This is a genomic window from Rheinheimera sp. 1928-s, assembly GCF_029269265.1.
In the GTDB taxonomy this organism is placed as follows: domain Bacteria; phylum Pseudomonadota; class Gammaproteobacteria; order Enterobacterales; family Alteromonadaceae; genus Pararheinheimera.
In genome coordinates, this window is sequence record NZ_JARIXP010000010.1 from 61,501 (window position 1) to 72,380 (window position 10,880).

At 44.9% G+C, this 10,880-nt stretch carries 12 protein-coding genes; 2 read left to right on the forward strand and 10 right to left on the reverse strand.

Translation table 11 applies throughout. From position 1 onward, the window contains the following. Positions 1 to 81 precede the first annotated feature (81 nt). Positions 82 to 756, reverse strand: coding sequence for an HAD-IA family hydrolase (locus tag P3C17_RS19265; protein WP_300930943.1), 675 nt, complete (start codon positions 754 to 756; stop codon positions 82 to 84). A gap of 127 nt (positions 757 to 883) precedes the next feature. Continuing rightward, the gene (locus P3C17_RS19270) at positions 884 to 1,624 is read right to left on the reverse strand and encodes an SDR family oxidoreductase (protein WP_300930944.1); all 741 of its coding nucleotides are present in this window, start codon (positions 1,622 to 1,624) and stop codon (positions 884 to 886) included. A gap of 101 nt (positions 1,625 to 1,725) precedes the next feature. Between P3C17_RS19270 and P3C17_RS19275 the strand changes: the two genes are divergently transcribed. Then, complete coding sequence (locus P3C17_RS19275) at positions 1,726 to 2,664, forward strand: AraC family transcriptional regulator (protein ID WP_300930945.1); 939 nt, start codon at positions 1,726 to 1,728, stop codon at positions 2,662 to 2,664. 24 nt (positions 2,665 to 2,688) lie between these two features. Here P3C17_RS19275 and ggt read toward each other — a convergent pair whose 3' ends face one another. Then, positions 2,689 to 4,428, reverse strand: coding sequence for a gamma-glutamyltransferase (gene ggt, locus P3C17_RS19280; RefSeq protein WP_300930946.1), 1,740 nt, complete (start codon positions 4,426 to 4,428; stop codon positions 2,689 to 2,691). 269 nt (positions 4,429 to 4,697) lie between these two features. On the opposite strand from ggt, the gene P3C17_RS19285 reads away from it, so the two are divergent. Then, positions 4,698 to 5,519 (forward strand): AraC family transcriptional regulator, encoded by an 822-nt coding sequence (locus P3C17_RS19285; protein WP_300930947.1) that lies wholly within the window; start codon positions 4,698 to 4,700, stop codon positions 5,517 to 5,519. A 137-nt stretch (positions 5,520 to 5,656) separates the two neighbouring features. Here the strand turns inward: P3C17_RS19285 and P3C17_RS19290 are convergent, their stop codons facing one another. The 7 genes from P3C17_RS19290 to tnpA form a co-directional block, all read right to left on the reverse strand. After that, entirely contained in the window at positions 5,657 to 6,001 is a 345-nt protein-coding gene (locus tag P3C17_RS19290) for a hypothetical protein (RefSeq protein WP_300930948.1), read from the reverse strand. Between the two features lie 219 nt (positions 6,002 to 6,220). Then, positions 6,221 to 7,366: an alpha/beta hydrolase-fold protein gene (locus P3C17_RS19295; RefSeq protein WP_300930949.1), complete on the reverse strand. Its 1,146-nt coding sequence runs from the start codon at positions 7,364 to 7,366 to the stop codon at positions 6,221 to 6,223. Positions 7,367 to 7,804: 438 nt separating this feature from the next. Continuing rightward, entirely contained in the window at positions 7,805 to 8,287 is a 483-nt protein-coding gene (locus P3C17_RS19300; protein WP_300930950.1) for a hypothetical protein, read from the reverse strand. Positions 8,288 to 8,389: 102 nt separating this feature from the next. Further along, the gene (locus tag P3C17_RS19305; protein ID WP_300930951.1) at positions 8,390 to 8,704 is read right to left on the reverse strand and encodes a hypothetical protein; all 315 of its coding nucleotides are present in this window, start codon (positions 8,702 to 8,704) and stop codon (positions 8,390 to 8,392) included. 95 nt (positions 8,705 to 8,799) lie between these two features. Continuing rightward, the gene (locus P3C17_RS19310) at positions 8,800 to 9,201 is read right to left on the reverse strand and encodes a hypothetical protein (protein WP_300930952.1); all 402 of its coding nucleotides are present in this window, start codon (positions 9,199 to 9,201) and stop codon (positions 8,800 to 8,802) included. Between the two features lie 59 nt (positions 9,202 to 9,260). Continuing rightward, positions 9,261 to 9,893 (reverse strand): HNH endonuclease, encoded by a 633-nt coding sequence (locus P3C17_RS19315; RefSeq protein WP_300930953.1) that lies wholly within the window; start codon positions 9,891 to 9,893, stop codon positions 9,261 to 9,263. Between the two features lie 432 nt (positions 9,894 to 10,325). After that, positions 10,326 to 10,760 carry an IS200/IS605 family transposase gene (gene tnpA, locus P3C17_RS19320; RefSeq protein WP_300930954.1) on the reverse strand — a complete coding sequence of 145 codons (435 nt, stop codon included), beginning with the start codon at positions 10,758 to 10,760 and terminating at the stop codon, positions 10,326 to 10,328. Between the last annotated feature and the right edge of the window lie 120 nt (positions 10,761 to 10,880).

Here is a 10,880-nt window from a genome sequence, read left to right on the forward strand (position 1 = left end):
CTGTTTGATAGATAACACACCCGGCTCCATGCCGGGTGTTTTTCAGCTATTTGCTGGTAAGCATTTTAACTGATCAACTAACTACCGCTGTTTCAGCTTACTCAGCAGCATATCTCCATACTGAATATAATCTCTCACCGCAATCTGCTGTGCTGCCCCAGCCGGACTATGGCTTGTGTGAGTTGCCGTCACCACCACCAAAGTAGCGCCTGAAGCCAGTGCTGCTTTTATACCTATTTCAGCGTCTTCAAAAATCAGACAATCGCCGCAGTTGACGCCAAGCCGTTTTGCCGCCAGTAAATAACAATCAGGGTGTGGTTTACCCTGCTCTACATCTTCAGCACTGATCATTACTTGTGGGATCGGCAAGCCAGCTGCTTTCAGGCGGGTTAAGGCCAGTTGCAACGGAGCTGAAGTGACCACAGCCCATCTCGATACCGGAATTTGCTTTAAAAATGCAGCTGCGCCCGGAATTTCCTGAATGCCCTCCACTTCAGCTATTTCAGCTTGGGTAATGTAAGCAGCTTCTGTCGCCGCATCCATGCCGGGTAGATTTAAACCGGAGATAGTGTCTAGAGCTCTTCTGCCATGAATAGTGGGCAAAAAGGTTTCCAGATCAATACCATGAGCTTTGGCCCATTGAGCCCAAACTTTTTCTGCTGCAGCAATTGAGTTTAAGAGGGTGCCATCCATATCAAACAACATGGCAGCAAAGTGATTTTCAGGTAGCAATTCAGGAGATAAATCGGCAGTCATAACGCTGCTATTCCTCACTTAAATAGGGTTTAAAACTCAGTGAGTTACTTTGCCATAAAACCAAGATAGCCGAACAGAAAAAAGTCACAGCACTACGACTGATGGCTGTGACTTTAAAACGGCCTGCTTATAACAAAGATAAAGCGACTGCATCGGCACCTGCTGGAAAACGCAGTTGGCCACTTTGATCAGTGGCTGCATTCCATACAGCTTCGGCGACATCCAACTCCTTGGTAAATTGCTGCACCACAGTAAAAGCCTTAAATACGCTCTGAGCATAGTCGGCATAAACCGGAGGTATTAGCCCTTGCATACGAGCAGCCCCATTGCTGGTAAAACTTGTGGTTGGGCCATACCCTGGCTGAACCAATTTAACACCAATATTAAAAGGCTTTAACTCTAAAGCTAAAGACGAGCTAAAGCCTTCAATAGCGCTTTTACTGGCGGTGTACACAGCTACCAGCGGCATCGGCATCAATACAGCGCTTGACGTCAGATTGATAATAAGGCCAGATTTTTGTGCCCGAAATTGCGGGATCACCGCCTGAGCCATCGCAATCATACCCAAGGTATTAGTTTCAAATATTTCGCGCACAGTAGCCATTGGCGTTGCTTCACAGGCACCAAACAGTCCTATGCCGGCATTATTTACCAATACATCCACAGGGCCTGCCTGCTCAAGCGCCGTCTTGATACTTTCAGCCTGAGTCACATCCAAAGCTAAAACTCGCAAGTTGTCCGATTGAGGAAAATAATCAGCTTTTGGTGTTCGCATTGTTGCTACAACCTTCCAGCCTTTTGCCAAAAAATACAACGCAGTTTCCCGGCCATAACCCGATGAACAACCCGTGATCAGTACAGTTTTCATAGCATCTCCATAAGTTAGTTTCGCTGTGATTAAAGTAGCGAAAATTGGCTGTACTATCTATAATCGATAGTCCGCATTTCATTACATAGAGTTCAAAAATCATGGATCCGCTGACGGAAGTGATCAGCTTGCTGCAACCCCGTACTGTATTTTCAAAAGGCATCAGTGGCGCTGGCGCCTGGGCTGTACGTTATTCTGACTTTGGCCATCCAAGTTTTTGTGCCGTGCTGGAGGGCAGTTGTTTACTGGCTGTAGACAACCAACAACCTGTTACTTTGGCGGCAGGCGACTTTATTTTGCTACCCGCCACTCCGGGTTTTACCATGTCGAGTTTTGATGCCATCACACCGCAGCTGATTAATTCCCAAACTGCAGCTTTAGCGACTGGAGAACTTCGTCACGGCCGAACTGAAGGGCCTGCTGATGTACGTTTATTGGGGGGTTACTTTGAGTTCAACTCACCCGACGCTGGTTTGCTGGTGTCCTTAATGCCGGGCATAGTGCATCTGCGCCAAAGCAAAAGACTGCCTGTGCTGGTGAATTTGATTAATGATGAGTGTTTAAACCCGTTGGCTGGTCAGGATTTAGTTTTAAACCGCTTGGTGGAAGTGTTATTGATTGAAGCTTTACGCTCCACAGCAACAGACCAGGCGCCGCCTGGTTTATTACGAGGCCTTGCTGATGAACGAATAGCCTTAGCGCTTCGGGCTATTCACCGCGACCCGGCCCGTTCATGGACAGTTGCGGCTATGGCACGACTCTCGGCTTTGTCACGCACTGCATTTTTTGAACGTTTTGCTCAAACTTTGGGTTTGTTACCTATGGAATACCTGTTTCGCTGGAGAATGGCCATAGCCAAAGATTTATTAAGACGGCTGGACATTGGCTTAACAGAAGTGGCAGACCGCATAGGTTATCAGTCTGCCAGCGCATTCAGTACGGCTTTCAGCCGTCATACCGGCCAGTCCCCCAGCCGTTTTGCCAAAGAAAACAGGATGATAAAAACAGGGGCTGCCGAAGCGCCCCCGCTACCTTTTTAATTTAAAGGTAAACAATAACCTTATTTAGTGAGCCGCAGCTACGCCGTCTCGCCTGGAATCAGACCCCGCCACATAGCCTTTGTCTAATTTCATCACAGCTTGGCCACCACCAAATATCAGGCCTCTGCTATTACCAAGAAAAACACTTTGCGCTGTGGCCATAATTGGATTTTGTGGTGCATGCCCCATCGAAAATAATTCATCTACTGTGTCTTGAGGTATGCCTTGCTCAAAACTCACGCTGTTTTCTTCCCAATGCCGGAACCTTGGTGCGTCCATGGCTTGTTGCACATTCATATCAAACAGCACCATGTTCAGCAGCACTTGCACATGGGCTTGCGGCTGTTGCGGACCACCGACAATGCCATAGCTTAACCAGGGTTGTTGTTTACCTTCTGCATTTGTCTTAGTGACAAAACCCGGAATAATGGTATGAAACGGGCGCCTGCCTGGCGCTACTGTATTGGCTCTGTTCGGCTGCACTGACAGCCCTACTCCGCGGTTTTGTAACGCAAAACCTGTGCCTGGCACCACAACTCCTGAACCAAAAGATGCAGCTAAGCTGTTAATAAAAGACACCATGTTGCCTTGGCTATCTGCAACGCTTAAATAAGTGGTTTCGCTGGTTGTTAGGGAGGGTTCGGGATCTGCACTTGCCATGGCTTTAGCCGCATTAATTTGCGCCCTGCGTTTGGCAATGACCTGCTCTGACAATAGTTGTTCTGGCGTGATTTGCATAAATTCAGGATCGCCGACAAAGTATTCCAGATCGGCATAAGCCAGTTTTTTCGCTTCAATCAAATGATGTAGATAGTCTGCAGAATTGTGCTTCATGCCTGCTAAATCAAAGGGTTCCAGTATTTTTAACATCTCTAAGGCAGCAATACCTTGACCATTGGGTGGTAACTCCCACAATTGGTACTCTTTAAACGAAACAGATAGAGGTTCTACCCATTCTGCACTATAGTTTGCAAAGTCGTCCTGCGTTAAAAAACCGCCTAATTCCTGCACTCTTGTCGCAATCTTCTGACCCAGTTCGCCACCGTACAGCGCTGCGGGGCCTTGTGCAGCAATCAGCTTCAGGGTATTGGCATAATCAGGGTTAGTAAACCATTCACCGGCTTTTGGTGTTCTGGCACCATCCATTAAAAAAGTGGCTCTTGCACCCTTGTCCCAATTGATCTTGCTTTCAAACAGTCCCCATTCAGTAGCAGTGGTGTCCGAGATAAGAAAGCCTTTTTCTGCCAGTGCAATGGCAGGTGCCAGCGCTTCTGCCAAAGTGATAGTGCCATGTGCTTCTAAGAGTTTTGCCCAGCCCGATAATGCGCCAGGCAGAGTAATAGACTCAGGGCCGTCATCTGGCACACGACGACGATCGGCCATCTTTTCAAAGGTCATCAATGCGCCTGCGTGCCCGCTGCCATTAATACCGATCAGCCGCTGCTCTTTTTCCAGCCAAAGCATGGCGAACATATCACCACCAATGCCGGTCATATAGGGTTCAACTACACTTAAAACTGCCGCCGCTGTGACCGCAGCATCAACCGCATTTCCGCCATTTTTCAGCACAGTAAGACCTGCCTGACTAGCTAAGGGCTGACTGGTTGCAACCACACCATTGGGCGCATACACAGCTTTTGCCTCGAAAGGCTCTGTGGGTGAACCAAGCCCGGCCCGAAATGAAAAACCAGCCACAATGGCTGATAGCGCAACCAGCGTGATAATCGCCAGCATCCAAAGCAAAAACCGCTTGATCCCGTTCATATGATTTTATTTTCCTTAAAAATTAACTATGGCCTGATTTTTAATGTTGATTATCTGTCGCTGCGATAAACCGAAGGTAATTTTATGAAACCTATACAATTTTAGTCAGGAACTATATAACCCACTGAAAGTTCTGGGCTATAGTAGCGCGGTAAGCACCTGTGTTATTGAACGATATTGCGATTTTATGCAGAAAGCTCAAAAGTACACCCAGTACTTAAGTAACTTTGGCATGGTTCGATGTGGGTAAATTCAGGAGTACCGCAAGGATGGGTAACAGCCAGTGCTTGGTAAAGAGTTGGGTAAAAAGAGCGGCTGGCGAGACGGAACGCATCGAAGCTTGTTTTAGCGGGCTTGCTTATGCGCCGCATAGCCATGACACCTACACTTTGGCGTTAACAACAGCTGGCGTGCAAAGCTTTAATTATCGTGGTGAACTACGTCACTCCCTGCCCGGCGAGGTGGTGATATTGCACCCCGACGAAACCCACGACGGCCAGGCAGGAACAGATAGTCCTTTTGCTTATCGGGCAATCAGCATCAACCCTGTTGACGTACAAAATGTGTTGCAAGGCGTCAGCCTGCCCTTCTTACAAGGTGGAGTCACCAGACACCCCCACTTTATCCACATAGCCACAAGGCTGTTAGCTGAATTCAATCGTCCACTGGAGACACTGGAACAGCAGGATCTTATTTTTTCATTTGCCAGTTGTTTACAGCAGGTAACAAGCAACCGCATTCAACATACCAAAGCAAACTACCAAGCGATAAAACGAGTCCGTGAATATATTGACGATGTAATGACGGTTGATTCCTGTATGCCAATCGACATCACCTTGGATGAACTGGCCACTCTCTCAAACTATAGTAAGTGGCAAGTGACTCGCGATTTCAGATCCCTTTACGGCACAACGCCTTATCGTTACGTCACACTAAAGCGACTACAAAAAGCAAAAGCCTTGATTGAACGTGGCTTGCCATTAGTGCAAGTCGCTATCAGCAGTGGCTTTTCCGATCAAAGCCATCTGACCCGACATTTTAAGCAGTGTTTTGGCACTACGCCAAAAGTCTGGGCAAAACTAAATCAATGAAATTAGGAGCTGTTAGTTGGACCATTAGGTGTGCTGGTAAACCCAAGCTTGAACAGCTCGTTTGAGCGAATTTAATCAGTACAATCTTGTGGCCTATTGCTATCCCTGTGACCAAAAGCAGCGAGTGATACCTTTTGTTAGCTGACCAACTCTGTAATATGCAACAGTTCCCCCACAGGCCCCCACAGATAGAACACTTTCCCCCAAGACTCTTGCTGAATTGGAGTTATTTTTGTTTTGTGCTTTGATTGCGAGCAAAGACTGTACGCTGACTCTATATCTGACACACAAACCTGGAGCATAAAATTAGTGGCCAAATCTGCATTGAAAAAGCGTTGTAGGAAGAAAACACAGTCTCCGTTTTGAAAAAGCGTTAAGTCCTCAGAAACATACTCTGGTTCAAATCCGATCTCAGAATAGAATGACTTTGAAACCTCGTAGTCTTCGCTCGGAACAAAAGCTTTTATATCAATAACATCCATTGTTTTCTCCTTCCAATAATTCACTAGCTGAAGATCTGATTAAATAGTTGCCACCGAACTGGCTCAGCAGTGGCCTTACATTATTAAGATAATCATTTACCCAGATGGGTTAGTCATATTAGTTTCAACGATTAGAAGGTAGCTCACTCTATACTCCCGTTAAACTGCGACGAAAAGCGTAGCGATTTACCGTCAGCTAGAATCGCTTGTTAGTTGTTTTTAAAGCGTTTTTGTACCAAATAAACTTTCGAGCTGCCCTTTTTGTTCAGAGCTAAGCCCATTGATCGACTTTTGTGCATCTTCAAGTGCTGATTTAGCAGCATCCGTTAAATTAAAATGTAAGCAGGCTTTTATTAAGGCTATATGCGCGTTTAAAGATTGAGGATAAGTTGTTCGATTCCATCTAAAGAGTTCTAAGGCATCATCTTGACGGTTTAGATACTGCAGCCACTGCCCATACCCATTCGCTCTGTCTTCTGGGATCAGCATAGTGGTACCAATTAACTTAGATCGAGCACTAAAAATGGCCTGTAAGTCAGCTAATGTTTGCGGTGCGTCAGGTATCCCCCAATTTGGAAATAAGTGCTTTAAGCCATGATATTGTCCAAGCAATGTTGTTGAATTATGACTTTCATCACTAAAGGTTTTTGATGACACACTAAGGTCTGGGCTTGGGTGTTTTCTTGTTAATTCAACCAGCTTTTGAAAGGATTCAGTCATAGTTGGCTCTTCATTCGCTATAGAAATGAATAAACGCCCATGAAGAGCCTTCTTTTTCAGAGCATCTTCAGCCAGATCAAGAACTTGCTTGTCATTCCAATACAATGACGGGCTGATAGCAATGACGCCATCGAACAAATTGGGGCGCTTAATTAATGCATTGATTGCAAATTGACCGCCATGAGATGTACCTGATAATGCCTGGTAATCTAAAGTGCGATAGCGGCTTTTAATGAATGGGATAACCTCTTCTTCAATATAGCTAAGAAAACGATCAGAGCCGGCCAGGCCTTGAGACTGCCCATTATTTTTTTTAGCTAAGGTCAGTTCCTCATTTCGTTTATTTCCTGGATTGACTATACCCACCACAATCATGCCCGGTGCCAGATCAAACTTTGATAAATAATCGACAGTTCCTGCGGTATGTGCTCCCTGTATATCGCCGTCTGTAATATATAAAACAGGAAACTTTTGCTGCGAGTCTGCGTAGCCCGCAGGCAGGTACACTATCAACTGACGTTTCTCACCCAGGATCTGACTATTTACAGTAGTTTCTTCAATTTTTCCGACATTCGATGAAGCAAAAACACTAAATTGAATAATGCACATCAGCACAGCTATTAAACTTACAGTTATTTTTTTCATTATCTTCCTTTTTAATGAGTTACATCTTTATTTAAAATTAATATGGGAAAGACATCATAGAGCGCTAACGCCAAGTGTTGGAGTGGCGTGTCTTTTGCACCGTCCTAGCAGAAGGCGGCAACCACGCCTTGTTAAGTATTTTTGGGTAGCGCTTTATTCCATAGTTCACACTCAGATAATTGAGTGACTTCATTCATATACCAAGACTTTAATTCCTGAGCTGCGCATTTCTACCAAACTTGGTTCTTGGTTCTATAAACCATAAAGTCATTATTTAAAGCGTCAGACTAACAATCAAAGAAGTAGCGTAGCATGCCTTCTTTACCACTGCTTTCTGCGTTTCCATCTAGAACCATTAAAGCATCAGATACTTCGGCACAACCCTTAACTCCAGCTTGAGCTGCACACTGTTTTTGCGCGTTCGCCTCGAAGAGTTTGTTAGGGCACATCTTGGTTTTGGCTCCCGTGTTCAGCCCGGTCGATCGCAGCAGCATGAGAAAGGCCGGGCTTGCCAGATTTGACGCCAAGCACCTTTACGGCCTTACCTCTATAGAACGTGCCGGAATACTTGAACTGAATGCTATCTATTCGTCCCCGGAAGAACTCTATGTGCGCATTCTCTCTCTCGCCCTCTACATCGATCTTAACACTCACCAGTGTGTGCAAGAACTCATCGTTTGCATACATTTCTTTGTTTGGAACATAGAAGGGAGAGTAGAAACGTGGACGGCTAATCTGTCTGTGCGATCGTTGGACAAATATCTTCTGATTCAATTGAGCACGCAGCTGCTTTTGCATATCGTCTGGGAAATTCGCGATAGCAGCTTCGAGTACAAGTCTTTCGTGAGGTCGCAGACACCAAGTTCCTTCTCCAGACAAAAAGTAGAGTAGGTCCCAAAGAAAACTAAGGATTGCTCTCACGGGTATTCCTTCATGATCCCTAACGCCGTCAGCAAATACCGGTATACGCAGTGCGCAGATCCAGCCCACAGATTGTGCCTGGCCTTGTTAAATATTGACATACTAGTACACCTTACTCAGCTTGCCACCCTCAAAGGTAAACGTGACATTATTGACCATAATTTTATTGCCCTCTTCGACAATGAATGCATCTGGGTAAGACTGCCTTACCAAATGCAGAATATCTTTTTGGGAATATTCCTTGCCGCCTTTCACAACCAGCTCTCCAAGGAAGCGATGAGCATCGCTTAGATCGTCGAGGCTTACTTGCTGGTATGTATATGTAATGCCGGCATCAATTGCCGAATACAACCAAAACAGGTTGCTGCCCACCAGTAAAACAGAAGTTACGAAAAATGATACTTTCCATTTATTCATTTGATACTCAATGACATTTAACGCCCCGCGCATGCGCGCGAACTTGTGAGCGTCGCTGGGGCCGCAGGCCCCGAATGACGCGGCTTGTTAGGTGCTTAAGTTGCCACCTTAACATCTACCAAACCGATTGACTCAACCAAAACCACGTAATCGGCACCAAAAATTAAATAAGAGTCTAATGATGCATCTGCACGATATGAATCAAGATGAGCATAAAAACTGCGCCTGTAATTGGCTGAAGACTTCCAAATTAGAGATTCTTTTGCCCCCTTTTCCAGCGATACAAAGTCAACATCATTAGGCATACCCGGTAGCGGCGACAACTCGTAATTACTTTCTTCAACACAATAGAATGCAATCACCTGACTGAAGAAAACTTCAATTACCTGCGAGCGGAATGCTAGCTTTATGACAACACCACCACTTGCATCTGTTCGCACATCGACTTCAGGGTACAAACCCAAATTTTCATCAGTTAGAAAATACGGAGAAAACATCTGCGATCACCTAACGCCCGCAACAGCCGAGAGCGTAGCGAGTCGGCTGCTTGCGCTTGTTAGCGGCTTTGCCAAATGTTGCTATTGTGATATTCAATATATTCACTTTGAATTTTGTGATTTTCATGCGTGGTTACTTTTTTGATCTCTAGATTTATTACTCCGTAATCAAGCATTACATGGTGATTTGGACATAAAACTATGATGTTTCCTGCGACATCTGGGCCATTGTGCGTTTTACCTAGTGGCTTAATATGATGAGCTTCGGAGTAGCTCTCACCACTACTTAATGCAATAGACTTCCCACATATTTGGCATTTGTTTTTATGCAATAGCTTTATTTGTCGAGCTAGCCGCGTGTCTCGGAGTATTCGGTAAGTTTCTTGTGTCTCTCTCCGTGGTGTTTCATTACCACCGTCTTCTATATCTGATGCTTCTGGGGTATTGTGGATATATGACAGTAACCCCCAAACTCCAGAACCAAGTCCGTTGACTGAAAAGAAAATGTCATTGCTTTTGAACTTTGCAGAATCTGAGGAATTATTTTCAATTGTGCCCCTAATTGTTGCTTTAAAGCTAGACGGATATGGTCCTTTTCTAACCCTTTTTACTTCGGCATATATCTCAGAAAGTGATGCGACACCACCTAGGTTTTTCACAGCAAGTTCTATGTCTTCTGACCATGTACCCATGACTTTCCTTTTATATCGCTAACTTTTTAATAGAAGGTTTTTTGCCCGCAAGTCGAACATTTTTCCGCCCTCTTTCATGATTTTTACTCATACCAAATTAACGCTGATGTACCTCTATTTCAACAACTTTTTCTGAAATCAGTAAATTTATGCCCGACAAAATCTATACCGCCTGTACGCTAGTTGGTGGATTTTTTACTCAGGCTAAACTGCTGTTTTGTTTTTCGTTAATCCGATAGTCGGGCATGTACAAGACCAGTCCCTACCCTATATTTAGAACAGAGAAAAAATTGACATACCAAATTACCAGGAGCAATTTTGAACAATGCGAAGTGTTGGCCCGCATGGTGAGCGCCATGGATGGCGGCGAGTAAATAATCCACCTTCTGAAGAAGGTGGCTTTGTGTTAAGCCCCTAAAAGGGGCCCTTTGTCTAGTCTAGTGCCAATTCGGCCTGCTCTTGCCGTTCCATTTTTTCTTGGTGCCGCACATAGCGCCGAATTATATCTTCGTTTATTCCAACTGAATCTACAAAATAACCTCGTTGCCAGAAATGATTTCCCCACATTTTATTCTTTCTCAGATGAGGAAATTTGCTGAACAACTTCAATGCTATTTTTCCTTTTAACGCCCCCATTAAGCTCGAGATCRATATCTTCGGTGGGACTTTAATCACCAAATGAACATGATCGATCTGGACATTCAGTTCCACTACTTCACAACCCAACTGAGCACTGTAAACCTGAATACAACGCCAGACTTCCTTGCCTACATTGTCTTTCAGTATTCTAAACCGGTACTTCGGCGTCCAAACAATATGGTATTGACACCGCCAGAACACATGCGATGCTTGTTGATATCTACTCATGTTAATTACCTCTTTTGACTCTGCGAAAAATCAAAACGGCAATTAGCATGGGTAGGTCTTTACAGGCAAAGCCTTTTGGATGATAACCACCTACTGAAGTAGGTGGTTTAGGGCCGAAAA